20 protein-coding genes and 1 pseudogene are annotated in these 25,133 nt (G+C 36.6%); 1 reads left to right on the top strand and 20 read right to left on the bottom strand.

The window, feature by feature from the left end:
- Nucleotides 1-357: 357 nt before the first annotated feature.
- The 3 genes from B5V89_RS13530 to B5V89_RS13520 all read right to left on the bottom strand — a co-directional run bounded on the left by B5V89_RS13530 (nucleotide 358) and on the right by B5V89_RS13520 (nucleotide 2,777).
- Nucleotides 358-1,422: an Mrp/NBP35 family ATP-binding protein gene (locus tag B5V89_RS13530; protein ID WP_108072439.1), complete on the bottom strand. Its 1,065-nt coding sequence runs from the start codon at nucleotides 1,420-1,422 to the stop codon at nucleotides 358-360.
- Nucleotides 1,423-1,543: 121 nt separating this feature from the next.
- On the bottom strand, nucleotides 1,544-2,254 hold the full coding sequence (gene cwlD, locus B5V89_RS13525; RefSeq protein ID WP_066226773.1) for an N-acetylmuramoyl-L-alanine amidase CwlD: 711 nt from the start codon (nucleotides 2,252-2,254) through the stop codon (nucleotides 1,544-1,546).
- A gap of 79 nt (nucleotides 2,255-2,333) precedes the next feature.
- Complete coding sequence (locus B5V89_RS13520) at nucleotides 2,334-2,777, bottom strand: YbaK family protein (RefSeq protein ID WP_066226770.1); 444 nt, start codon at nucleotides 2,775-2,777, stop codon at nucleotides 2,334-2,336.
- Nucleotides 2,778-2,948: 171 nt separating this feature from the next.
- Between B5V89_RS13520 and B5V89_RS13515 the strand changes: the two genes are divergently transcribed.
- Entirely contained in the window at nucleotides 2,949-3,704 is a 756-nt protein-coding gene (locus B5V89_RS13515; RefSeq protein WP_108072438.1) for a polysaccharide deacetylase family protein, read from the top strand.
- Nucleotides 3,705-3,823: 119 nt separating this feature from the next.
- On the opposite strand, the gene B5V89_RS13510 is transcribed toward B5V89_RS13515, so the two are convergent.
- The 17 genes and pseudogenes from B5V89_RS13510 to B5V89_RS13415 all read right to left on the bottom strand — a co-directional run bounded on the left by B5V89_RS13510 (nucleotide 3,824) and on the right by B5V89_RS13415 (nucleotide 25,082).
- Complete coding sequence (locus B5V89_RS13510) at nucleotides 3,824-4,417, bottom strand: NADPH-dependent FMN reductase (RefSeq protein WP_108072436.1); 594 nt, start codon at nucleotides 4,415-4,417, stop codon at nucleotides 3,824-3,826.
- A 167-nt stretch (nucleotides 4,418-4,584) separates the two neighbouring features.
- Entirely contained in the window at nucleotides 4,585-5,019 is a 435-nt protein-coding gene (locus tag B5V89_RS13505) for a MarR family winged helix-turn-helix transcriptional regulator (RefSeq protein WP_108072435.1), read from the bottom strand.
- 81 nt (nucleotides 5,020-5,100) lie between these two features.
- Nucleotides 5,101-5,628 (bottom strand): YceI family protein, encoded by a 528-nt coding sequence (locus B5V89_RS13500; RefSeq protein WP_108072433.1) that lies wholly within the window; start codon nucleotides 5,626-5,628, stop codon nucleotides 5,101-5,103.
- A 575-nt stretch (nucleotides 5,629-6,203) separates the two neighbouring features.
- Complete coding sequence (locus tag B5V89_RS13495) at nucleotides 6,204-7,427, bottom strand: MFS transporter (protein ID WP_108072432.1); 1,224 nt, start codon at nucleotides 7,425-7,427, stop codon at nucleotides 6,204-6,206.
- Between the two features lie 1,292 nt (nucleotides 7,428-8,719).
- Nucleotides 8,720-9,091, bottom strand: coding sequence for a DUF2750 domain-containing protein (locus B5V89_RS13480; protein WP_108072427.1), 372 nt, complete (start codon nucleotides 9,089-9,091; stop codon nucleotides 8,720-8,722).
- 16 nt (nucleotides 9,092-9,107) lie between these two features.
- A pseudogene (locus B5V89_RS20730) lies at nucleotides 9,108-9,185 on the bottom strand (polymorphic toxin type 8 domain-containing protein); the annotation flags it as partial.
- Nucleotides 9,186-9,729: 544 nt separating this feature from the next.
- Nucleotides 9,730-10,374 (bottom strand): hypothetical protein, encoded by a 645-nt coding sequence (locus B5V89_RS13470; RefSeq protein ID WP_108072426.1) that lies wholly within the window; start codon nucleotides 10,372-10,374, stop codon nucleotides 9,730-9,732.
- Nucleotides 10,375-10,643: 269 nt separating this feature from the next.
- Nucleotides 10,644-10,913: an RHS repeat domain-containing protein gene (locus B5V89_RS13460; RefSeq protein WP_108072423.1), complete on the bottom strand. Its 270-nt coding sequence runs from the start codon at nucleotides 10,911-10,913 to the stop codon at nucleotides 10,644-10,646.
- A gap of 455 nt (nucleotides 10,914-11,368) precedes the next feature.
- Nucleotides 11,369-12,316, bottom strand: coding sequence for a hypothetical protein (locus B5V89_RS13455; protein ID WP_108072422.1), 948 nt, complete (start codon nucleotides 12,314-12,316; stop codon nucleotides 11,369-11,371).
- Nucleotides 12,317-12,407: 91 nt separating this feature from the next.
- Nucleotides 12,408-18,113, bottom strand: coding sequence for a DNRLRE domain-containing protein (locus tag B5V89_RS13450; RefSeq protein WP_108072420.1), 5,706 nt, complete (start codon nucleotides 18,111-18,113; stop codon nucleotides 12,408-12,410).
- A gap of 17 nt (nucleotides 18,114-18,130) precedes the next feature.
- Nucleotides 18,131-20,137, bottom strand: coding sequence for a family 10 glycosylhydrolase (locus tag B5V89_RS13445; RefSeq protein WP_108072419.1), 2,007 nt, complete (start codon nucleotides 20,135-20,137; stop codon nucleotides 18,131-18,133).
- 657 nt (nucleotides 20,138-20,794) lie between these two features.
- The gene (rpsI, locus tag B5V89_RS13440) at nucleotides 20,795-21,187 is read right to left on the bottom strand and encodes a 30S ribosomal protein S9 (protein WP_066226734.1); all 393 of its coding nucleotides are present in this window, start codon (nucleotides 21,185-21,187) and stop codon (nucleotides 20,795-20,797) included.
- A 21-nt stretch (nucleotides 21,188-21,208) separates the two neighbouring features.
- Nucleotides 21,209-21,646: a 50S ribosomal protein L13 gene (rplM, locus tag B5V89_RS13435; RefSeq protein WP_066226732.1), complete on the bottom strand. Its 438-nt coding sequence runs from the start codon at nucleotides 21,644-21,646 to the stop codon at nucleotides 21,209-21,211.
- A gap of 206 nt (nucleotides 21,647-21,852) precedes the next feature.
- Nucleotides 21,853-22,593 carry a tRNA pseudouridine(38-40) synthase TruA gene (truA, locus tag B5V89_RS13430; RefSeq protein ID WP_108072418.1) on the bottom strand — a complete coding sequence of 247 codons (741 nt, stop codon included), beginning with the start codon at nucleotides 22,591-22,593 and terminating at the stop codon, nucleotides 21,853-21,855.
- A 10-nt stretch (nucleotides 22,594-22,603) separates the two neighbouring features.
- Nucleotides 22,604-23,401 carry an energy-coupling factor transporter transmembrane component T family protein gene (locus B5V89_RS13425; protein ID WP_066226726.1) on the bottom strand — a complete coding sequence of 266 codons (798 nt, stop codon included), beginning with the start codon at nucleotides 23,399-23,401 and terminating at the stop codon, nucleotides 22,604-22,606.
- The gene (locus tag B5V89_RS13420) at nucleotides 23,398-24,267 is read right to left on the bottom strand and encodes an energy-coupling factor ABC transporter ATP-binding protein (RefSeq protein ID WP_066226724.1); all 870 of its coding nucleotides are present in this window, start codon (nucleotides 24,265-24,267) and stop codon (nucleotides 23,398-23,400) included. The genes B5V89_RS13425 and B5V89_RS13420 overlap by 4 nt, the downstream gene beginning before the upstream one ends.
- Nucleotides 24,243-25,082, bottom strand: coding sequence for an energy-coupling factor ABC transporter ATP-binding protein (locus B5V89_RS13415; RefSeq protein WP_108072416.1), 840 nt, complete (start codon nucleotides 25,080-25,082; stop codon nucleotides 24,243-24,245). Before B5V89_RS13415 ends, B5V89_RS13420 begins: the two co-directional genes overlap by 25 nt.
- Between the last annotated feature and the right edge of the window lie 51 nt (nucleotides 25,083-25,133).

Raw genomic sequence — 25,133 nt, 5'->3', positions numbered from 1 at the left:
TTGACTAATCGTAAGAAATAGGCGGAGGAATTCCGACTATTAGATCAAAAAACGTGAAATTAAGTAATTTTGCTTTGCTTAATCGGAAAATTTCCGTTTAAATACCCCGAACCGAGCTCTATTCTGCTGTTTACCCGGAAAATCTCCGCTTATTTGATTATCGTGCTTTAGTAAGAAATGCCAAATCATATCAATTATCCTAGTAATAGCATGTTAACAACAATTGTAAATAATTTTTCAAAAGCAAAATTAGAGACCAAATCATATGCGATTTGGTCTCTAATTATGTCCTCCATAAAAACGGACCTACTTACTAATAAAAGTAGCCTTTTTTCTTACTGTCGAGCTCAGCGACAATTATTTATTTAAAATTAAAAGTTCTACTACCTTTCTTGCTATGTCTCCATATATTTTCCCTAACGGATGATCTTCAGCATAGATAGAAGGAGCAAAGTCATCCTCATCCCAATCTGGTTGTTGTAATGGAAGCTGTCCTAGAAGTTCTGTTCTTAGTTCCTCAGCAAGTTTCTTTCCACCGCCACGTCCAAAAACATATTCCTTTTCACCTGTTACTTTGCTTTCAAAGTAGGACATGTTTTCGACGACACCTAACAGCTCATGTTCTGTTTTTAACGCCATTGCACCAGCGCGAGCAGCAACAAAGGCAGCTGTTGGATGTGGAGTAGTGACGATAATTTCTTTACAATGTGGTAGCATCGTATGTAAATCTAATGCGACATCCCCAGTACCTGGAGGTAAATCTAATAATAAATAATCCAAATCTCCCCACTCTACTTCAGTAAAGAAGTTATTTAGCATTTTTCCTAGCATTGGACCACGCCAAATAACAGGAGCGTTATCTTCAACGAAAAAGCCCATAGAGATGACTTTAACTCCGAGTCTTTCGACAGGAATGATTCGTTCGCCACGAACGACTGGACGATTCGTAACACCCATCATATCCGGCACACTAAATCCATAAATATCCGCATCAATTAAGCCAACCTTTTTGCCTTGACGAGCTAATGATACAGCCAAATTAACTGAAACCGTTGATTTTCCTACCCCACCTTTTCCGCTTGCAATCGCAATAAAGGTTGTTTTGCTTGTAGGTGATAAAAGATTGTTTCCTTGTTCTGCAGGCTCTGAACCTCTAAATTTTTGTAAAACTTCTTCTGGCAGTTCAGCAAAACGAATACCAACAGTGTTTGCACCCGCTTCTTTTAATGTATTGACTACTTGTGTTTGAAGTTGAAGTTGTTCGCTTGTCCCTGTTTTCGCAATCGCAATCTTCACACTTACATGTTCTTTTTCTTCTTTCACTTTTACTTCTAAAATTCCATTTGTTTCTTCTAGCGTTTTATGTAGGAAAGGATCTTTAATTCCTTTTAATAAATTGACTACTTCCTGTTCAGTTATCACTTCATACACCATCCTCGATGTGAATTCGATTACACCCACAAGTATAACATAATTTCTTTCTTCAAGAAGGGAAACTGCTTTCGTGTATAAAAAAGGCAATCGTTATCGTCTCGATTACCTTTTACTTTAAATCCTTTTCATTTGTAAAATATCTCATGATTCCATTGTAAATTGAAGCTGATACTTTCTTTTGGTACTTCTCACTCATTAGATTTTGTCTTTCCGTTGGATTCGATAAAAATCCTATTTCAACTAATGCGCCTGGTTTGTTTGCATTTTTAACGACATATATATTTTTAAGGATTTTCGCTTCTCTATCCGTATTTTCAAGATTTCTAATAAGCTCACTTTGAATGAACTTTGCTAACCGTTTATTTTCAATTAAATGCGGCGAGTAGAATGTTTGAGCCCCGCTCCATCGTGGGGAAGGAATTGCATTTAGATGAATACTTAAATAGAGATCTGCATCTGATTCATTAATCATATTGAGTCTATTTTTCAAATCTTCTACCTTTCTTCGGCCTATTCCTTTTGTGTTAGGATCTGCCAAATCCGAATCATCTTCCCTCGTCATCAAGACGAGAGCTCCTTGCTCTTGAAGATAATCCCTAATAAAAAGGGATACTTTGAGAGCAATTTCTTTTTCAAGGGCATCAGAATCACCAGCCCCCCCATCAGGACCTCCATGACCGGGGTCTAAAATAATCACTTTCCCTGATAAAGGAAGATTCCAGGAATCCCACGTATCTTTTTGAAAAAATTGAAATTGAAAGAGCAAAAATAAAAGAAGTGCACCTAATATAAAGCTAATGAGTTTGACCTTCCGGCTCATTCAAAACCTTCCCTTCCCATTCTTCTATTCCATACTTATGGGACAAGGTACAGTTTTAGAACTTATATTATAAAGTAGCCTAATGAAGTCTTAACTTTCTTCTCTGTTCTCCTTTAATAAACCCTTCCATCCACCATTTATCAACGAATTGTTCACATGAATAATAAATGGACTCTTGAATAAATCCTTCATCACCAAACTTCCAATATAACCAAAAATTATAAAGTGTATCTGTTAAATGTCTAATTTCATTATGACAACGTTTTTTAATTTCTTCGATGGACTCGCCAAAATGACTAAAACGGCTAAATTGTCCACCAAGTAAATACGCTTCGATCGCTACATCATAGCAACCCTCTTCCACCCCTTGTTGAATCCATATTCCACCTTCTATTCGCTCAGAGCCGAAATGCTCCTGTACACTTTTCTTTAAATTTTGTATAGATAACTCTTTCAGTAGTTTACGTTCATATTTTATCTGTCTTTCGCGCCTTTTCGCGTTAAATGTTGTAATCACATTCATAATTCCCACTCCTCCTAGCAATATTTTTCAACGAACACTCCTTTCTAATTCAACAGGCCATTGATAAAACATTACCAATTCAAGAAAACCCTCCCCTTACCTTCCTTTCATTATAAATATGAAGAAATAACATAAACTAATGTTAAATTTACTTATAGGAGTTCATTATTTATGAGGCTTTCATTAAATTTGCTATTAGTCACAACTTTCTTTTTCCTTCTTGCAAATAATTCCTTCGCCTCAACGAAAGGGCGAATGTTTTATGAAAAAACAGGGAAAGTATTCTGGGATGTAAAAACAAATGAAAAAATAGTCGCTTTAACGTTTGACGATGGTCCAAGCCCAACCTTTACACCACAAATCTTAGATACGTTAGCAAAGTATCAGGCAAAAGCGACGTTTTTTGTGATTGGAGAGCATGCTGAAAAATATCCAGAAATTATTAAGCGACAAGCGGAAGAGGGACATGAAATAGCGAACCACACATATAATCATCATTATGATTTAACAGTTAACCCCGCAAATCTAAAAAGAGAATTAAAACAAACGGCAAATACTATTTTCAGTATTACAGGTTATTATCCTTCTCTCTTTCGACCAGTAGGCGGGTATTACGATGAAACGATTATAAACACCGCCATTAAGAAGGGATATCAAATCATTATGTGGTCATGGCATCAAGATACAAAAGATTGGAGTCGACCTGGGGCAAACAAAATTGCCCATAGCGTGACTTCGGACACACAGCCGGGGGACATCGTTTTAATGCATGACTCCGGTGGGGATCGCACTCAAACGGTGCAAGCTTTAGATAAAATACTGGCTACATTAAAAAAGGAAGGATATGAATGTGTTACGGTTTCTGAGTTGTTGTATCGTTCAAAAGGGATTTTACCGAGTCCCCTATATCTTTTTCCGACAATGTAAAAAGCCCCGTGTCCAATTTTGGAACGGGGCTTTGAACACAAATTAACGTTTTGAGAAACATTAATTGGTTTCTATCTTCTTTAGGCAATCATGAAAATTCACATTAGGATTCCGAAGAATTATCGGATTGTGAACAATGCTTTTGACCAAAGAACTAATTGATCTAGCATTTGATTAACCGAATCCTCTTGTACTGCTTTTGGTTTAAATTCAGTTCCATTTTCAAAATCAGTAAATAAAGATAGAGCTGGATGTACACGTACGTCAGCTACTAACAATTCACCTAGTATGCCACGTAAATGCTCAGTTGCACGAGCTCCACCTACTGAACCATAAGAAACGATTCCGGCTGCCTTGTTGTTCCACTCTTCACGTAAATAGTCCAAGGCATTTTTTAATGCCCCTGTAATAGAATGGTTGTATTCTTGAACAATAAATACAAATCCATCTTGAGCCGCTATAGCTTCTGACCATGCTGCAGCCCCTGAAGCGTCTGCGCCAGGCTCACCAAGTAAAGGTAGTTTGTAGTCTGCAATATCAATAATTGTATAGTTTGCATCACCGCGTTTGTCGGCTATTTCTTTTACCCATGAAGCTACTTGTGGACTTACGCGTCCTTCACGTGTAGATCCTAAAATTATTCCAATGTTTAATTTTGTCATTGTCTCTTCCTCCTCTTGTTTAACGCCAAATAGTTTATTTAAAAATCCCATTTCCTTCTTCACCTCCATACAAGTGTTCCTTGTCCAATTTTAACGACCTCGTAGTGTATCAATTTGGTCTTACTAAGTTATCTATAAGTGAATGTAGGATATTAAGTGTTTTATGAAGGATCACTCCACGGAAATATCTCGAATTCGAGGTAACAGTATAAAAAAAATCAGATATTTTCTGCTCTATAACCAATTCGTTTTAATAGGCCAATTGTTTGATCAAGCTCTTCTGCATTCAAATCATCGAATACTTGTCTTATTTTCATTACATGTTGCGGGAAAATTTTATCCATTAAAGCTTTTCCCTCATTTGTTAACACTGTATAGATAACTCGTCGATCTTCTGGGCATCCTTGACGCCTTACATATTTTTTTTGCTCAAGTTTATCTACTACATAGGTGATACTTCCACTTGAAATAAGGACCTTCTTTCCAATCATTTGGATTGGTTGGTCACCCTTATGATACAGCAGTTCTAAAACGGAAAATTCCGTTGGATTTAATCCATAATTAGCTACATCTTTTCGAATGACTTCTTGAATGGCTTGTGAGGCTCGAAGTATTACAGTTACACCTTTCAACTCATCACTAATGACTTCCATTCACATCACTCCTTAACAACAAGAAAATATTTTCCAAACTTAACTTACATAAATTCAGCTACATCCTCTATCTTGATCCCACTATGCTGCTGGGTTTACCTCTAATTCAACTTTGATTTTGATATCTTTTCCTACAAGTACTCCACCTGTTTCAAGCGCTGCGTTCCATGTAAGACCAAATTCTTCACGGTTAATTTTTGCTTCTGCTTCAAAACCGTAAACTTCAACACCCCATGGATTTACTCCTTTACCACCAAATTCAACATTAAATGTTACTGGCTTAGTCACATCTTTAATTAATAAGTCACCAGTCACTTTGTAGTCATCACCATCTTTAGTAATGCTTGTTGATTTAAAATCAATTGATGGGTAATTTTCAACGTCAAAGAAATCAGCTGATACCAAATGATTATCACGATCTTCATTTTTGGTGTTAATACTAGTGACATCAAATTTGAATGCGATTGTAGCTGTTGTTAAATCTGTTAAGTCCTCAGCCTCTACATCAGCAGTATAAGAATCGAACTGACCTTTTACTTTTGATACCATCATATGTTTTACTTCAAACCCTACGGATGAATGTGATTGATCTAATACCCATTTTGCCATTTTAATTTCCTCCAATTTGTTTAGTATCGACTTTATCTCGAATTCGAGATATATAACAAAAAATAAAAGTTGTAGCATTTAGTTTGAATTCATATATCTTTAATTCAAGATAAATTTATCACGATACCTTATCTTTTGTCAACTCCTTTATAAGTAATTTTTTAGATTTTTGATATTTCTACTCTAAACACCTTAGATGTTTGAATACGCGTATCCTCTCATAAGCTATTGAAGATTTTAAGGTTACAAGGAAATTTTAGAGACTTGCGCACACAAATAATAACGTAAGTATGGTATTACATGGACTTTAAATCTTTTCCTACCTAAATGAATTATTCTGGCTAGGTTAAAGGCTGTTCTAAGGAGATTAAGTTATCTTTCTATTTTTTATATAAAAAGCCTGTTTGGAATTGTCTTCCAAACAGGCGTAAACCTTTGAGAACTGTGGTGCACGACGAGCGCCTTTAAGACCGGATTTTTTACGTTCTCTTGTTCCTCTGTTTAATGATTTCTATGGAATGATATGAAAAGGATCGTGATATTTTCTATCCATGAGAACCTCCGCTTTGTTTAACTTAACTATTTACCGCTTTAGTATCTTCTTCAAAATTTTTAGCTTTAGAAGGCAGCATTGTTGTTATGAAAAGGGATACAGAAAGTATTGCACCGATAATGCAAAATATTATACAAACTAATTGCAATGGGAACCACTCTGCAAAATAGCCAAGTATGAGTGTGAATCCAATTTGAATAGTACCTTGTACCATGTCTGCTATACTTCCAAACCTACCCATGATATTAACTGGAACTTTACTTTGAAAAAATGTTGCATAACCTGCATTCGCAAATGCCATGAAGAAGCCTAAAAAGACGAATGCTAAAGTCGCAGTTATAAAGTTAAAGGATGAATAAAACAGGATGTACCCGATTGAAGTTAGGAACATTCCAGCACCCAAATATAGCCTTAATTGTATCTTTTTCGCCGCCACTGCTGAAACAAATGCACCTGCCAAGGCACCAATCCCAGTTATGCTTACAAGTAAGCCATAATCCCGATCAGTTAGATCAAGATGTTGTTTGATAAATGTAACCTCTTGAGAATCCAATGCAAACCCAATTAACATTGCACTCTGAAATAATGCGTAAACAGTTATAAAAAACTTTGCTTGTACAGAAAACTTCTTTACTTCATTCCAATCATTAAGAAGGGTTTTCCAATGTATTGGTTCTCGTGCTTTATCTACTTTATCGTCTACATTAGGCAGCAGATAGATGAAAAACCCGCAAACAAAGAAGGTTATTGCATTAATGATAATACATATATCAGTATCGAAGTACATGATAAGAAAACCTGCAATGGCTGGCCCTAGCAGGAAAGCACCCGAATTGGTCATACTCATAATAGAATTAAATCTTTTACGATTATCAGATGGAACCAACTTTGTTATATATACCGAAGAACTTGGGCCAAAGAAAGATCCAACCATACTAATGATTAGGAGTATCAAATATATTGTCCATAGAGATCCTATAAAAGGAATGGAAAATACCAAAACACCTCTTATAATATCAATAGAAATCATCAATTTTCTTTTATTGATTCGATCTATGATACTACCAGACCAAAAATTAGTGATTAAAACAGCTATAGGTCGAATAATATAAAGGCCAGCAACTGCGGCTGCAGATCCGGTTAAATTTAAGATTGAAATATTCAGTGCAATTAAGTATATCCAATTTCCCAAATATGAAATGCCTATTCCTGAAATTAACAGAATAGGATTCTTCCATGACCCCATTTGCCCACCCATTTCTTTTGAAAAAAATATTTAAGGTAACTAAAGGATTTATAAATATGAATTTGCAGGTAAATGTGTTAACTGCCAAACTGCTAAGTTCCATGCAATTAAATAAATACAACTTTCTATGTTTATAAATCCTAACCCGCTTATAACAAAATTAAGAAGGTTCATCCAATCCCCCTCTTAGCAACTCATACGCTGACGTACTTTTTCACTTGCGATAAATGCCAGTTTGAAGCATTTACATTCGTAACCCCCTTTTATGCCACAAAAGAAGTGCCCGATTGCTTCCCTATTTGGTTCTCTTTTTTAACTTAGTGATTATAACTGCAAATAAAGTTACACCTATTAGGGAACCAAGAACAAAACTTAAAGAAAAGTAATCAAAAACAAAATATACAATCGACATACATAACAAATATCCTGCCAAAAAAGCTGGCAAAAATCTTTTTAGATTCATTACTAATCCTCCCCAACCAAATAAGTCTGTTGCTTATGCAAAAATGCACTAAAAATCCTAATGAACGCATCTATGATTAATATCAGTCCCCATATAACTATGATTAGATTAAATTGCGCAAATACAAAAATCAAAAGGTGTATATACCATCCGAACCGTCCCATTATTGTTTGAATTCGATTTGTGTCGCCTTTTTTAGCCATTCAATCTCCCCCGAAATTATCTTATCTGACTATAGCACGATTGTTGAATAACGTATTACCAAAACATTAATTAGTCTTGTTTTTTATATTTCTCATTGTTTCTTATATCCGTATATTAACATATCAGAAAATTCAATACTTATTGTTATCTTCGATTTTCGACAATTCTATGTATAGACATATCAATGTTTTACTATAAAAAATTAGTTCAATACTTCGCAGCTAACTAATAAGGAGTTATGTAACATTGGCTTCATAAAAAATATCAATCAAATCTTGCATAAGTTGGCTTGTCCAGTTTAGGGAAAGAATCGATGACTGGAAAATATAAAAGTATTACTCAAAGGGGATTTAATACACTTTATTTTATCGATATTACCTTCAGACTATTTACTTACTTCTATCTTTTTATATATCTCATTACTCATCAAATAATATTTAAATTAAACGGTGAACGTTTCTTATTAAACTTTTTTATGCGTATTTTAATATTAATAAAGGGAAGTTTTGGTGACTCAGGATGGTTCTATCTAATATTTCCAAAGAAAATATTGTGCTGACAAGGAAACAGTGCCTAATTGGCACTGTCTCGGGGGACATATTTATCACTTTAGAAACGTAACTTCTTAATAATTTTCTAGTTCTTCTTCTAAGTCAGATAATAACCTTTCAGGGTCAACTACAATGGAATCGTTATTATACCAAAAAATTGCTATTTTTGATCCATCATTTTTCATTCCAGGAATCCATTTATCAATAAAAACATCCAAGTCTATTTTTTTTGGTTTATACCCCTCCCAATTTTCTTCATTACATAAATCAGCAAATTCTCTTTTAGGCCAAAATGGGACTAATTGATTTCCTTCCGAATCTTCTGTCATTGCCCAACCACCATCGTATAATCCCCAAACCTCTTCAAAATCTGCAACCTTTTTTATAAAGTATCCATATCTTTTTAGGGCAGGGAGTTTAACTACTGCTTTAATTTCATTATTCATATGGATTCTACTCCTTTTAGTATTCACGATACTTTTGTTGAACTCTATGGCTTCTAATAGTTTGTAAATCAGTATATTTATAACTAAATCCCTTCTTTGCCTCTCAATGAGTCACCTCATCACTATGGTACAGGCGGTGAATGTGGTGCGAGCAATCGAATCATTTTCTTGTCCGCATTTGGTTTTGACCTTGTAGAAACGAGATGTTTGTTGATAAATGATGGAAATAAACAACTCTAGAAAGTTGTTTTTCCAACAAAAATAGCGAAGAGCCTCTTTTTTACCATAATTCAATAACTTAGTAGGATTCTAATCCAAGTTAATTATTGGTACTTATGTAAAGCCATCGTTAGTTGTTGTAAACCCTTCGGCATGTAAGGCTTCGCCATTTTAGGTCTTGGGGAACAAACAATGCAAATGATTAAGTGGCTCACAGAGATTATTATAACTATGAAAAAGATCACTACATTCCTAGCCAAAAAGCATAGAGATAGCGATCTTTTAAAAATTATATTCCGGGTTTTCAAAAATCTTGACTTCAACTCAATACGGATTAATTAGCCATACTTAAACAATTTTTACTATAATATTTTAAAATTCGAGTAGAAATAAAAACAAACTCTACTTTTTTAATTTTCTTATAGTAATTTTACAGAAGTAAAACGTTTTGAGTGTTTTTCGTAAAGTGCAACTTCATAATCATTTAACCACTTTAAATCTCCCAAAAATCTTTCATACATAAGCTCATCTGGTTTAGTGGATATCAATTTTTCTTTTTTGATAATCGTATTTTTCATATCCTTTATTACTATATTTATTATAAATTCATATAAATCGTATTTACATTGCACCTCTGCTTTATAGTTTTTGTTTGGGTTCAATTTTGGTTTTTTCCATATAAATTCATTAATATAGTTTAATTCCTTTACTCTTTGAGATGCCTTTTGAAATGGAATAGGGTCCCAATTTTTTTCTTTAATTACATAAGAAAGTATAGTATCAAGAAGTTCTAAAGTTTTTTCTTTTTTATGATTATCTGGATACTCTAAAAATGCTTTGATATCGTATGGAACAGTAATTTCACAAAATCCATCAACACATTCTTGTAACATTAATTTGGAGTAATTTCCACAATGCATATTTAGCTGTTTGCAATCAGATGTATTATATTTCTCAAATTGTTTTTCAAATAAATTTGTTATACATCTTGTTTGAAAGGAAAAGCTCCTCTTAACATCAGAGACTCCTTCCTCACCAAATATTAAAAACTTTTTTAATATCATTTAAAACCCTCTTATTCTTAATTATATTATGGCCTACTATGACGATACATATTTCCTCCAGCATTTCTAACGGCGTAAGCTCTTCCTTTTTCATAGTTCAAAACTTTTTGTCTTCCGTAAATATTTCTTTTAACGACTCGTGCTGCTCGTACGTATAATGAGTTGTGTTAGATCCTGTTGTTTTGCTAATGCGGAGACCCTGGGAATTGTACTGGTATTTTCCTAGTGAAGTCGTTCCTTCCTTTACTTCAACCAATCGGTCATATGCATCATACTCCATCGTTCGTCATGTTGCCGGATTCATCATGAGTCATAGCCTTGCCGTTAATGGTAGAAAGCTGGTTCGTTGTATCATACGTATATTCCAAAATGTCCCCGTTAGAACGGACTTCCTTGGTTAACTGGCCGCTCTTGTCATAGGTGAAATGGGCTGTTCCACTGTTTGTTTTCCTCGGAAACCCTGTTCCCTTTCTCATCATACTTATATCGAAGGATTCGATTGTTGCTCCCTGTGAATTTATCGTTAGAAGACGGGTCATCTGTCATGCTGCATCGCAATTGTAGGGTGAGGAAGTACCGTTTTTATTATTCGTGTACGTATATTTCTTGTCTATTGAATCACTCTTTAACAAATTACCGTTGGCATCATGGTTGGGTTCTACCTTTTATTAAAACCACTTTGCATAAAGCACAAAAGCAGTTTTAGAATGTCAGAACCTTATACCAGCAATACTTGATAATGGCTAGAAATAGTAAAAAACACTCTTTGCATCTAGCGCATCGAATGCTTCAAATAATATATTCTAGGTTTATAAACAAGGAGCCATTAAAATTTTTAGGTTATCATTTTTAAAATACTCTATTTAAACAGGGATATTTTAAGGAGACCAAGATTAATTATTTTTACAAGAAACCATTTTAATACAACATTGTGATAATAATAACTATTCCTCAAAAACTACGAACCTAAATACATATTCAATTCATGACGCGATTAATTTCTTTTTATTTTTCTTAACGAATTTTCAAGTGTCTCCTTAAGATAGTTACCATTAAAATCAAACAAAGTTAAAAATTTATTTTTTGAGTTTAATTCTTTTAGAATTGATTCTAACCTTTGAACATATTTTTGATCTTTTCTTGTAAGAACATTACCAAGGGCCTGAGCCGCATAATCTTTTAAGTTTGCTTTGTAGTTGCCCTTTAAAATAGAAAATAACCGTTCTTTGATATCATTGTTAATGACATCCTTCGGGAAATCCTTATCACAAAACCTTAATAACGAATTAAATAAAGGTACATATTCGGAAGAACTGAGGTCCTCAATAATTGTTGGAATAACTATTTTTCTTTCTTTTGTTTCATAAGAACAGTAAATTGCTTCCAATAAAGCGTCCTTACTATATATAGAATCTTTTTTCTTATACTCACTAATAATAGCTTCAATACCTTTTTGAACATGAAGTTTTGCTACTTTTACTTGCTCATTAACTCTAGGTATTGAATGGCTTAATTCAAACAATTGATTAATAGATGAAGAGCTTCCCATAGAACCTAACATCGCTATATCAGATACTAAATTTGTTACTTCAATAGAATTCAATTTTTTATTACTAATTACTTGCTTTGTTATTTTTGCTATTTTTCGTTTTACAGATTCTTCTTGTTTTTGAAGCTTGTCAAGTGCTCCTTCTGCACTTGCTTTAATAAGATAATTTTCGTTTTGGTTGTCCGTGACCTTTTTAAGAAAGGAAATTGACAGAGGGTCACCTATTAAACTTAATGTTTCAATTATTCCCCTCTTCCCCGATATATTGGCTGTTTCAAAGCATTCAATTAGCTTATGTGTTATGTTTTTGCCATAGGAGGCTAGTTCTTCTATTATTTCTTCGTTAACTTCTTTTTTATTAAAAATATTTCTTAAATCATCAAGACTTTGCATCAGCAAAAATCCCCCCTTTTTTAACGATTATCCTCATGTAAGGGTAGTATATGGGAGAAACTCCATAAATACAAGTTTCCCCCATATACCATTAATATTTAACTTTTAAAACTATCCAAGCTCCGGCTTTCTTATATTTTTTGATTTGTTGAATTTTCCGTTTAGTTTTGAACTGATTTCGGGTTGATAATTCAAGTACCAACCTTCCTCGGAGAAACTGGGCATCAGGTCTTCCTTTTGTTCCCCTAATAGCTTTATTATATTTACCCCCTGGGACAACTTTTTTCATGGCTTTTGTCCAAGCATTATGTGCAGCTGTTCCTTTAAAACGAGCTGCACCTTTTGTTGTTTTGTATGCAGCCCTTGCAACCCGAGATGCACGGTAAGCACCAGCACCGACTCCTCCAACAGCCCCTAATGCTGTACCCCCAGCAACATATCCCCATTTTTTCCAACCTTTTAGGCTTTTCTTATTTGCTGATTTATAGGCACTAATTCCTCCTAGTACTGCACCTACAGCCATCCATGCCCATTCCCCGTCCGGATCAACTAACATTATGGGATTATTATCTGCATAAGCATACCCATTCTGAGTGATTGGATTTTCCTTATCACCCAAAACAGGGTCTAAAGTTAAGAATCTTCCAATCTCGGGATTGTAGTAACGCTGCTGCAGGTAATAAAGCTTCGTCTCTGGATCATAACGATACCCTGCATACCTGAACGGAACGCTTGAAGCAAATGTTCCAGATTCTTTTACAGTGTTACCCCATGAATCATATTCAAAGCTTGCAACAACTGTACCTGCCTCATCCGTTACAGAGGTAATATCTCCCCTTGCATTCACATGGAACGTATACGTCTTTCCGCCTTTTGTCATCGTAAGTGGACGGTTGGCATTGTCATATACATAAGACGCGAGAACATTGCCAGCAGAGTCGGTCTCCAATACCACATTATTGTTTTCATCGTACGTATAATAAACAGTGATGGAACCCGTTGTTTTGCTAACACGAAGTCCCTCGGAATTGTACTGGTATTTTCCTAGTGAAGTCGTTCCTTCCTTTACTTCGACCAATCGGTCATCTGCATCATAGATGAAAGTTTTCTTTCCATCGTTCGTCATGTTTCCTGATTTGTCATGAGTCACAGCCTTGCCGTTAATAGTAGAAAGCTGGTTTGCTGCATCATACGTATATATGTCGGTGGTGACAGTGGTTCCTTTTGTCACTTTTTTTGTCAGGCGGTTGCCGACAGCATCATACGTATATTCTAAAGTATCCCCATTCGGACGAACTTCTTTGGTCAGTTGGCCGCTCTTATCATAGGTAAACTGAGACGTGCCTTTGGTTGATTTTTCCGAAACCCGATTCCCTTTCGCATCGTACTTATAATCGAAGGATTCGATTGTTGCTCCTTGAGAATTCGTCGTCAGAAGGCGAGTCAGCTGGCCAGCTCCATCGTAATTGTAAAGTGAGAATGTACCGTTTTTATTTTTCAGTCCAGCGAGCTGATCATTCTCGGTAAATGTAAACGTAACATCCGTTTTCCCACTTGTAATTTTAGTCGTCTGGTCGTTTTTATCCACACCTCGGGTCACAGTAAGAGTTGTTGTCCCTGATGCAAACGTACTAGTAAGCGGATTACCGTTCTTGTCATACGTGTACGTATTTTTCTTGCCTGTTGAATCTCTCTTTTCTTTCAATTTGTCATCGGCATCATACACAAATGTCGTCGTTACACCGGTGAGAAGATCTTTTTCCGTCAATAGATTGCCGTTGGCATCATACGAAAACTCGAAACGCTTTACTCCATTATGGAAGGTGGCTGTTTTCCGATTTACACTGTTATACGTATGTTCAATCACACTTCCATTCGGGGAAATAGTTTTTGTTTCATTTCCGACAAGGTCGTATTCATATGAAGTGCTGCGACTAAGGGCATCCGTAAATGATGTGATATCATCTCTTTCATTATAAGTGGATGTGGTCTTTTTGCCATTTGCATTTATAGTTCCTGTATGGTTTCCGGATTTATCGTACTCGTACGTTGTCGTACGGCCATTTTCATCAATTACCTTTGTTAGGTTGTCATTCGCATTATACTCATATTGGCGAGTATCACCGCCAACGGTTTCCCCTGTGACATTGCCAATTGAATCATACGTCTTCCATACATTATTTCCATTCGGATCGGTACTATTGATCACGTAGTTGCCAAGTGAATCGTAAGCAGACTTTGTTCGGATTGAACCTATTTGAGCTTTGGCTGCATCGAACCAGGCTGTTCCTGTTTGATCTTTATACTGGTAATAAACCGTTAAGGACTTAAAATCCTTTATTGCCGCAAATCGTAAAGAAACGTGCTGCCAGTCATGGGATTTCGTTTTATCAAAATCGCCATTCACCCACTGGATCGTACCATCCGTATGATTGATTGCTACATTCATCTGATAAGGACCGGCGGAAGCCGTCGGAGCATCGACTTTAGAAAATCCGGATACAGTAATTTCTTGGCCGGATTTACCATTCACTTTCACTTCCTGACGGACAAACTTATCGACTCCACGTTTGCCTGTTAATTTGATCGATTTGCTACCTGTATAAGCTGTTTTAGTATCGACACCATCGGAAGTAGTGAGGGTTCCAGGGAAATACCAACCATCAGGGACTCCATTTTTATCTGCATCCAATTCGAAATTACTGTTTTCAATTAAATTAAAAGCACCGTAGTATTCCTCTTCGATTTGCAAGCCATCAAAGAAATAATCGCCAGTTCCAGCATTAACGTACGCTTTTAACGTCATGAACGTGGTGTCGGCAGGAAGGTCTCCCGGGTTTATAACAAAGTGCATTCTTTCTACACCCGTAGTCCCTTTGAGCATGGCACTGCTAACTGTTTGGGTCATCTGACCGCTTGAATTGCCGCCTGTGATGACAAGCTTGGCATTAGAATTGGCGTTTGTGGTTTTGATATAACCACTCACTACATACTTCTTTTTCGGATCATAGGTAACCCGATCACTTTCTACAGCAGCAGCTGTGGACGGGTTCGAAATTTTGATTTGCTTTGTGCCTAATTTGGCTTTTTGTACAGCTGCTCCACTTTTGTCATATGTGAAAGTGGCCGTACCGATCTTTTTCCAGTTATCAGGCCAATTGTCGTTGTTCGCATCATTTTCAAAACTTCCATTCAATAACAGGCTTTCGCCGATGCTGACGGAAGATGTTTCTTCGGTTGCATTCCCATTCGCATCATATTTGGTAGCAGATGATTTAGTTGCTGCATCTGTAGAAGCGACATTATTGTTTTTACTGTCGTATTCCTCAGTGGAAACATTCCCTTTGGCATCCGTAAATTGAATAGGATTGTTGTTTTCATCGTACGCAATTTTTTCCTGTTCATTTAGTGTGTTGTTATAACTTGTTAAGTTCCCATTCTCGTCATATGCATAATCATAGGTGGCCGTACTTCCGCTTTTGTTGGCATTTTCGTCTTTTTCCTGGATGAGATTGTTTTGGTCATCATAGTTAAAAGTCCTCGTATAATTAAGACCACCTACATCAGATATAAGCTTGATGACATTACCATAGGAATTATGGGTGTACTCAGTTTTTACACCCCTTGAATCGGTCATTGTCGTAACACCCGTTGTCGTATTGTAAGCCATCGTATAGTAGTCAGTTTGGATTTTTCCCTGCAATGTAACCGGCTGTTCGTATTTGATTAAGCGATTATCCGTGCTATAGGCCATAAACATCTTTTTCCCTTTTTCGTCGGTATAAGATGTCATTTGATGTTTGGTATCATAACCATAGGCTGTGTTTTGGATTACGGCACGGTTTTTGTCTGTTTCTGCAAGGCCGGTCAAGTTTTCGTTTGAATCATAAGAATACTTATATTCTCGGTTTGCAGGGTCTACAATGGAGCTTACTTTCCCATTTGTGCCGTAGCTGATTGTCAGTTTTCGCCCGGATGGATCCGCTACAGAGGTGAGCTTCCCTCCTGTGTAGGCGTAGACAGTTTTATTATTATTTGAATCGGTTTCCGAAACCACCTTCCCGGCGGCATCAAAGGTTGTAAATGACTGATCTTTATCAATTAATTTAAATGTTCCGTCTGCATTTTTCTCTAACTCTAAATACACCCCGCTAGGAGATTCATATCCCCCTGATGTATTTTTGGAGAAATAATGTTCGGTACCATCTGCATCACGGTAAACGACTAGTTCATCTGTAGCAAATGTCAGTTTTTCATCGAGATTGGAACTCCAACCGTATCCAAAGATCCCTGAATCAGCTGAACGGCTATTGTACGTCCGATTAACCGTGATCGGCAAGCCTCTTCCGTTAATCGTAAAATCCGTTTCCTGAGTATAGAAGTTTCCATTATACGTATTGACGTTAGAACTAGCAGAGGTCCAGAAACTTTCAACCCCAATCGGTTCAATCGTGTATACAACAGTAAATTTTGGCTTTTTTAATGGATCAGAGGAGTAATCACTAGACCAGAACATTTTCCGGTTCACAGTTTCGTCCGTATGTTTTAACATGAAACCATAATTGGCTTTTTTACCGCTATACCAATCTTTAACGAGATTAGTAATATAGAACGTATAGTCACCGTCTTTTGTTACTTTTAGACTTGAAACTTGTGATTCTATAGTTGGTTGGTTGTTCCAATTCACCGTTTTGGTATTCCAAGCTTTGGATATTGGATAAACTCCAATACTGGCAGAATGATCATATCCATTTGTATTGGAATGTGAACTTAATCTAAAATTGGCTGAGGTAATTTTGGCTCCGCTTAACAGGTTCTTCAAATTAAATTTCATGAGTGTACGGGTCGTTCCATAGTACACCTGCTTCCCTGTATAAAGGGAAGGATCCAGCCAATAATTTGAAGTTGGATAAGCCGAAGAAATCATGTTGTCTTCCGTGGTGGCATCGTGAATGACGACACTAGGATCCAGGACAACCGGATATTTACGATCGGCTGATTTTAGCCATTCTTCATCTACTTCAACATCTACGAACGTTTTTCCTTTTTCTTCACGAAGCTTCATCGTTACATCATGAGATACAGCTTCAGATGCATCATAGAGGAAGGGTTTTGTCAGGATGAAAAATGATTTTCCTTTTTCGTCCTCAAAGACGATTTCACTGTTTTTTGTTTCCTTTGCTTTAAGTCCTTTTGTCTCTATTTGGTAAGAAAACTGGCTTTGTTCCGGTTGTTTATGAAAGACAAGCTCTTCTTTTACGGCATTATTATCGGAATAAAAAATCAAGTCGGTATTTGGAAATACCCCTGGATAGGTAACACGATTCTTTTCAGTTGTACCAAGTACCTTGTTCGCTCCAACTAGTCCTAAATCAATCTGCTTCTCCTTCCATTTTAGGCGGATGGTCCGCTTTTCCTTACTTTTCTTCGAAAATTTCACCTTGAATTTATTTGCTTTATTTTCGAGCGAAAGATCAGGATCATCGCTTCCCGCTTCTCCATTCACAATCGTATTCACAATATTTTCCCATTTTTTGTTTTTCTTAAAATGAATCGGTTCTGTGTATTCTTCCAATACATATTCACGTGTCTTGGTATCTAGATATGTTTTTGACTTTTCTGTCCTCAAGTCCGTCAATTCTTTTAATTCTTTTACATTTTTCGGTTCCTGTTTTTTCTCGGCAAAGGCTGTGTTCCCCTTTAAAGGAGGAATCAGTGTAAAGATTAACGTAAAGACTATGGTCCAAATAACAGATTTAATAAACAGGATTTTTCTTCGTCTCTTTATTTTTTTCAATGGTTTCTTCCCCCTAATTAATTAAGAATGATGGTACTAACTTTTCCTGCTTCGATGGTGACGTTATAAGATTTGTTATGGATCTTGACGTTATAACTTCCCGGTGTGAGATCAAGTAATTGAAAATCCCCGCTGCCATCTGTATAAACCTTCCGAACTTCCGGTCCGCTGACTTCAACAAGTTGATGATCTATTGCATTTGAAGTTGCAGATAAATGTCCCTTAGTCGGAGCTGTTTTCCATGGTAGTTCCGATACCGATACATATGATGGAAAGACAGGATTTTGACTGTGTGCAGAAGCAGAGCTTAAAGATTGATAAAACTCGCTGTTGGAAGCATTGTCCTTGTTCGTCACTGCGTAGCTGTAAATGCTAATACCGCCCAGTTTATTTCCAGTTAATGAAGTCTCCTGGGCCTTTCGAATTTGAGCCACACTATCTTGAATAGAGTTTAAATAAACACCCACCCCAGAAAGCGTCATTCTTTTCCCTTGGTTATTTTTCTGCCATTCAATCCAATGTTCATAATAGCTTTTTTGATTAGCATCATATTCTCTGAAATAATTCATGGGGACGGCCAAATCGATAGAACCTTCTTCTAACCAGCTCTTCCAATCCTGAAAGGCACTATTCATCGTTGAAGATTGATTCCAATCGTCCACAGTTTTCGGACCATCCCCCCATGCAATTGTTGCAGCAGAAACCGTAATGGACGGATTAACAGTTTGAACCGCTGTATAGATTTTTCGGACCATATTACTTACTTGGTCTCTTCTCCATTGTTTCCAGGTTGGATCGGAAGGTTGAGGCAATCCCGTTTTGTCATAAGCTCGGTTGTAACGTTGCACACTAATATCGTTATAGCCCCAATCTTCTCCCATATAACGGACAAGATCCATATGGACACCGTCCACATCATAATTACGGGCAACATGCTTAATGACGTCCCTTGTATAATTCACCGCATCTGGATGGCCGGGATCAATGACATAATCCGAACCACTTACATAACTCCCCGTATAAGTCTTACTTAACCAGTTAGCTTCACTCGGCTGTGTCATACCGTGTGCATTAAAAATGTGATTAGGATCTTTTGGCGGCGTTGTTTTATTCCAGATTGGCATCATTGCGAACCAGGCATGAACTTGAATTTTTGGATTTGCTGCATGTGCTTTTTGAATTAAATCTTTAAGTGGATCGTATCCACTTTGAAGGTATGGATCCTCCGTTTTTGGTTCAATTGAATTGGAGTAAAATGCATCCCCACGCCTCCTTATCTGAAGAAAGATGGTGTTTGCGTTACTTCTTTTAACATCTTTTATCAATTGATCGACTTGAGCAGGTGATTTCGCACCATCATGAAACATATCTACCCAGTATGCTCGGTATTCTTTCGGCGCTTCTTCCGGAATCGAATAGGTAATCGTTAACTTGGGTTTCAACTCTTCATATGTCAGATGATCATTCGAATAAAAGATCTTCGTTGCATTGGTTTCATCCCGAAATTGAACGACTACTCCATTATTTTCAGAACCGTTATACCAGCTCTTTACTAGATTCGTAATATAAAACTCATACCATCCGGGCTTTTGGACTGTTTGATTGGAAACACTGCTGCCTACCAGAGGTTTATTATTCCATGTAAGTGTTGCAGCATTCCATGGACTGTTTATAGGCCTTATATCAATGGTGACTTGATTCGTAGTATTGTAATATTGGTATAAACTTATTTTTGCAGAACTAATAATAGCGTTTTTGGGAATGTTAGGTAACTGAAATTTCAGAAAACTACGAGTAGTACCAAATGTATTATGATTACCTGTAACTAGATACTGGCTTTTAGAATAATTCGTTGATGGGCTTTGACTACTTATGAACGTATCTTCTAGTGTTGGGGAAGTGCTAACTTGGGTGTTAGATACAGAATTCGCTGCCCAAACAGTCTGGTTGAACACCCCCCATCCTAAAATGCTAGAAACGACAACTATCACAACTGCTACCGACATAATTATCCTCTTACCCATAAAATTCCCCCTTTTTCCCTATATTTCAATTAATTTTTACAAATTCATTATACAATGGGCAGTGTTGGAAGGAATGGGTATTAACTACTAAATAACTACTAGGAGCAAAGTAATAATTTTTTATTCCAAATCAGGAATAGGGTATACAAGGAGAAAGGAAATCACTTAAAGTAATTTCCCTTGTTGTATGAAAATGTATGGACGATCTTATTAATCTGATTGCTACAGCAATTCCATTCGCAACTTCTTCAGGTGATTATTTTCCTTTTATAAAGCCGGTATTGATAAAGATACGATGACCAGGATGTACTGCCACAACCAGATGAGAATTCCAAATGAAAGCAAAATGCGGTATGTGAATGTTTAATCAGTGGGAAGAAAGGGAAGTTATTCGGAAGGAATATGTGATGTTTGAAAAAGTATACTAAAAATGGTTAAAAAGGCAGGAAATAAGGTTGATACACATCCGTAAATAAATGACTAATTTTTTTGTTAAAAAGAACCAAAAGAAATACATATGACTAAGCTTTCGAAAACCGTAATTCCCTCACCCCCTTTCCTTTAAATCAAAAGGGAGTGAGCACCACCCGTTACACATTAAAAAACCCCTTCCCGAGAAGTCGAGAAGGGGTTTTAGACGTTGATATATAAATAATATTAACGTTTTGAGAACTGAGGTGCACGACGAGCGCCTTTAAGACCGTATTTCTTACGTTCTTTCATACGAGCGTCACGAGTTAATAGTCCTGCACGTTTTAAAGTTGTACGGTATTCAGGATCAGCTAGCAATAATGCACGAGCGATACCATGACGGATTGCTCCAGCTTGACCTGTGAAACCACCACCATTAACGTTTACTAAAACATCATAGTTACCAAGAGTTTCAGTAGCGTTTAATGGTTGTTTAATTACTTCGATTAAAGCCGCAAATGGAATATAGTCTTCTACTTCACGACCATTAATAACGATACGACCGTTACCAGGAACTAAGCGTACACGAGCTACAGAGCTTTTACGACGTCCTGTTCCGTAATATTGAACTTGTGTCAAAATAATACCCTCCCTTAATGATTATCCGCGAAGTTCATACACTTCTGGTTTTTGTGCTTCATGTTTATGTTCTGCTCCAGCATAAACATGTAATTTTTTAAACATTTGACGTCCTAAAGAACCTTTTGGAAGCATGCCTTTAATAGCAAGTTCTAACATTCTTTCAGGATATTTTGTACGCATTTCGTTTGCTGTACGAGTTTTTAAACCACCTGCATATTGTGTATGACGGTAGTAAATTTTGTCAGTTAATTTCTTACCAGTTAATTCAATCTTAGATGCATTAATGATGATGACATAGTCACCTGTATCAACATGTGGTGTGAATGTTGGTTTGTGTTTACCGCGTAGAATAGATGCTACTTCACTTGATAAACGACCTAAAGTTTTACCTTCAGCATCCACAACGTACCATTTACGTTCTATATTATTTGCATTAGCCATATACGTAGTACGCATTAGTTACCCTCCTATAAATAAAAAATTCAATTGTTACGTATTTATTATTATCACGAATAAGTTTCCGGGGCTTATTTGTGGGGTTAAATAACATACCATAGGTAATAATATCTTTTTATGACGTCAATGTCAAGACAATGTTACACCTGGATTAGTTGTTATGATAAAAATAAAGCGACAAGTTCACTCTGACAATACAAAATACACTAGTCATAATATACCTTCCATAAATACAACCCTTCAGCAGGAGCTGTTTTTCCAGCATTTATACGATTTCTTTGTTCCAAAATCGAAGGGATCTCCTCGGATTTCCTTTTTCCAATACCTACCTCTAATAATGTCCCCATTAAAATGCGAACCATATTATATAAAAATCCGTTTCCAATAAACTGAACTTCTAGTTCGTCATTGCTTTTCACAAAACGAATATCCTCAATCGTACGAACTTTGTCTGCTACTTCTGTTTTCGCAGAACAAAAACTGGTAAAGTCATGTGTCCCGATGAAATGTTTGCTTGCTTTCTCCATCTCGTCTAGGTTCAATGGGTATGGGTAGTGATAAGCATAAACATGTTTAAAGGGATCTCGATATGGACTCGTATATACCTTGTAACGATACTCCTTTTTCACAACAGAAAAACGCGCATGAAAGTTTGCATCGACTAGTTCAGTTTGTTTAATAGATATATCATTTGGCAGCATGCTATTTAAAACAATCGGCCAGCGGTTAAGTGGAATATGTAGTGGTGTATCGAAATGGATGACCTGTCCTGTCGCATGTACACCTGCGTCTGTTCTTCCCGACCCTACAACTTTCACTTCCTCACCTTTGTGTATCTTTTTAAGAGCAGCTTCAAGTTCTCCTTGTACTGTTCGGCCATTCGGCTGTACCTGATAACCGGAAAAGTTTGAGCCATCGTATGCGACGACGCATTTATATCGAAACATGTTTAGTCCCTCACGCTTTAAAAAGTATTAAAAGAATGGTTATACATAATAAAAAAATGAGTGCAATCGTATCAGCCGTTTTCCAATCTAATAGTCGATATTTCGTCCTTCCTTCTCCCCCGCGGTAGCCTCTCGCTTCCATCGCAATGGCTAGTTCTTCCGCCCGTTTAAATGAGCTAATAAACAAAGGGATAAGTAAAGGGATAATTGCCTTGATTCGATCTTTAATCGGACCACCGGAAAAATCGACCCCTCTAGCCATCTGAGCCTTCATAATTTTATCCGTCTCATCCATTAAGGTAGGAATAAAACGCAAGGAAATCGACATCATCAAAGCTAATTCATGGACAGGAAATTTAAGTTTCATTAACGGCTTTAATAATGTTTCTAAGCCATCCGTTAATGAAATAGGTGTCGTTGTTAATGTCATAAGGGATGTCACAAAAATAAGCAATAGAAATCTTAACGATATAAAAATTCCTTGTCTTAGTCCCTCTTCATATATTTTCACAAAACCTAAATGGAATATTAAACTCCCTTGTTTCGTAAAAAACAAATGTAAAACTAATGTAAATAAAATTAACCATAAAATCGGTTTTAAACCATTTATAAAAAAGCGAAAAGGGATTTTCGAAATGAACACTAGTGATAAGGTGAAAATCGCTAATATACCATAAGTAATTGTATTATTAGCCAAAAAGACAATACAAATAAAAGCAAAGACGAATATTAGCTTTGAACGCGGGTCTAACCGATGTATAACAGAATCAGTCGGAACATATCGTCCAAAAATCATTTTCTCCATCATGTCCCTTCACCCACTGTCTGCAGTTCCATTATAGCTTCTGAAAGTTCATCAATCGTTAAACATGTTTTCCCAATCGGTTCACCCATTTTTTCTTCCAATAAATATTGAAAATTCACGACATCGGGAACATTTAATCCTAGTTCAAGTAGTTCTTTCGGCTCCGAAAAGATTTCCCTTGGCGTACCCTTCCTCTTAATCTCACCTTCATGCATGATAATAATTTCATCAGCATATATCGCAGCATCTTCCATACTATGTGTGACAAGAATCGTTGTTAAGCCTTTTTCTTTATGAAGACGATAAAACATATCCATCACTTCTCTTCGTCCTCTAGGATCCAATCCAGCGGTCGGTTCGTCTAAAACGAGCACCTCTGGTTCCATTGCTAATACGCCAGCAATAGCTACCCGTCTCATCTGTCCACCGGATAAATCAAATGGTGACTTGTCCAATACCTCTTCTGATAAACCTACTTGAAGTACGAGTTCTTTTGCACGTTTCTTTGCTTCTTCCTTATTGACGCCAAAGTTCATCGGCCCAAAGCATACATCTTTCTCAACCGTTTCCTCAAAAAGCTGATGCTCAGGAAATTGAAAAACAATTCCTACCTTCTGACGAACTTTTCGTAAATTCTTTTCCTTTTTATCTGAATCAATTGTAAAATCGCCAATATGAACTTGCCCTTTTGTCGGCTGAAGCAAGGCATTTAGGTGTTGGAGCAATGTTGATTTCCCTGAACCCGTATGACCTATAATAGCAATAAATTTCCCCGAAGGAATGATTAAATCAATATTTTGTATAGCTAATCTTTCAAAAGGGGTATTTGCCTGGTATCGATATTCTACTTGTTTAAGTGTAATGTCCATAATGCATCCACCAATTCTTCTTCTGTTATGTACGTATTTGGAAAATTAAACCCTAATTGTGTAAGTTTTTTCGTCATTTTTATCGTAAAAGGAATATCTAGACCTAGTTCAACTAATTCATCTTCCAATTGAAAAATCTCAATGGGCTTACCTTCTTTGAAAACTTCGCCTTTATTTAATACAATCATTCGATCTGCTCTTGATGCTTCTTCTAAATCATGAGTAATAGAAATCACGGTCAAACCAAGTTTATCTTTTAATTCTCTTATTGTTTCTAAAACCTCTTGACGACCTTTTGGATCTAACATTGATGTTGCCTCATCCAAAATAATAACTTTCGGCATGATTGCAATTATACCCGCGATGGCAACTCTTTGCTTTTGACCTCCGGATAAATGGTGCGGCTCTTGATCGAGAAACGAGAGCATATTCACTCTTTCCAAGGCATCTTTCACACGCTCAGCCATAATTTCTTGTGGGACTCCGCTATTTTCCAAACCAAAAGCCACATCATCTTGTACGGTTGTTCCTACAAACTGATTATCAGGGTTTTGGAAGACCATTCCTATTCTTTTTCTAATCTCCCAAACAGTCTCTTCCGATAATGGAAGTTGGTCAACCGTTACATTCCCCTTTTCCGGATAATGTAGACCATTTAACATTTTTGCTAAAGTGGATTTCCCTGAACCATTGTGACCAACAATGGCAAGCCACTCCCCTTTTTGAACCGATAACGAAATATCATTTAAGACATATGGATCTTGTCCCGGATAACGAAAATATACATGCTCTATCGAAATAATCTCCTCCGGCATCTCCAAGCCTCCTCTATGCAAAGCGAGTAATCATGCTACTTTTCAACAAAC

Origin of the sequence: Heyndrickxia sporothermodurans (genome assembly GCF_003055045.1) — a bacterium.
In the GTDB taxonomy this organism is placed as follows: domain Bacteria; phylum Bacillota; class Bacilli; order Bacillales; family Bacillaceae_C; genus Heyndrickxia; species Heyndrickxia sporothermodurans.
This window is presented reverse-complemented; position numbering and strand designations above follow the sequence as displayed.

What these genes read in the sequence shown, in the direction of transcription:
- cwlD (WP_066226773.1), bottom strand. Translation starts at nt 2,254, where the DNA reads ATGAGCCGGAAGGTCAAACTCATTAGCTTTATATTAGGTGCACTTCTT.
- B5V89_RS13520 (WP_066226770.1), bottom strand. Translation starts at nt 2,777, where the DNA reads ATGAATGTGATTACAACATTTAACGCGAAAAGGCGCGAAAGACAGATA.
- B5V89_RS13515 (WP_108072438.1), top strand. Translation starts at nt 2,949, where the DNA reads ATGAGGCTTTCATTAAATTTGCTATTAGTCACAACTTTCTTTTTCCTT.
- B5V89_RS13510 (WP_108072436.1), bottom strand. Translation starts at nt 4,417, where the DNA reads ATGGGATTTTTAAATAAACTATTTGGCGTTAAACAAGAGGAGGAAGAG.
- B5V89_RS13505 (WP_108072435.1), bottom strand. Translation starts at nt 5,019, where the DNA reads ATGGAAGTCATTAGTGATGAGTTGAAAGGTGTAACTGTAATACTTCGA.
- B5V89_RS13500 (WP_108072433.1), bottom strand. Translation starts at nt 5,628, where the DNA reads ATGGCAAAATGGGTATTAGATCAATCACATTCATCCGTAGGGTTTGAA.
- B5V89_RS13495 (WP_108072432.1), bottom strand. Translation starts at nt 7,427, where the DNA reads ATGGGGTCATGGAAGAATCCTATTCTGTTAATTTCAGGAATAGGCATT.
- B5V89_RS13480 (WP_108072427.1), bottom strand. Translation starts at nt 9,091, where the DNA reads ATGAATAATGAAATTAAAGCAGTAGTTAAACTCCCTGCCCTAAAAAGA.
- B5V89_RS13470 (WP_108072426.1), bottom strand. Translation starts at nt 10,374, where the DNA reads ATGATATTAAAAAAGTTTTTAATATTTGGTGAGGAAGGAGTCTCTGAT.
- B5V89_RS13460 (WP_108072423.1), bottom strand. Translation starts at nt 10,913, where the DNA reads ATGACCCGTCTTCTAACGATAAATTCACAGGGAGCAACAATCGAATCC.
- B5V89_RS13455 (WP_108072422.1), bottom strand. Translation starts at nt 12,316, where the DNA reads ATGCAAAGTCTTGATGATTTAAGAAATATTTTTAATAAAAAAGAAGTT.
- B5V89_RS13445 (WP_108072419.1), bottom strand. Translation starts at nt 20,137, where the DNA reads ATGGGTAAGAGGATAATTATGTCGGTAGCAGTTGTGATAGTTGTCGTT.
- rplM (WP_066226732.1), bottom strand. Translation starts at nt 21,646, where the DNA reads ATGCGTACTACGTATATGGCTAATGCAAATAATATAGAACGTAAATGG.
- truA (WP_108072418.1), bottom strand. Translation starts at nt 22,593, where the DNA reads ATGTTTCGATATAAATGCGTCGTCGCATACGATGGCTCAAACTTTTCC.
- B5V89_RS13425 (WP_066226726.1), bottom strand. Translation starts at nt 23,401, where the DNA reads ATGATGGAGAAAATGATTTTTGGACGATATGTTCCGACTGATTCTGTT.
- B5V89_RS13420 (WP_066226724.1), bottom strand. Translation starts at nt 24,267, where the DNA reads ATGGACATTACACTTAAACAAGTAGAATATCGATACCAGGCAAATACC.
- B5V89_RS13415 (WP_108072416.1), bottom strand. Translation starts at nt 25,082, where the DNA reads ATGCCGGAGGAGATTATTTCGATAGAGCATGTATATTTTCGTTATCCG.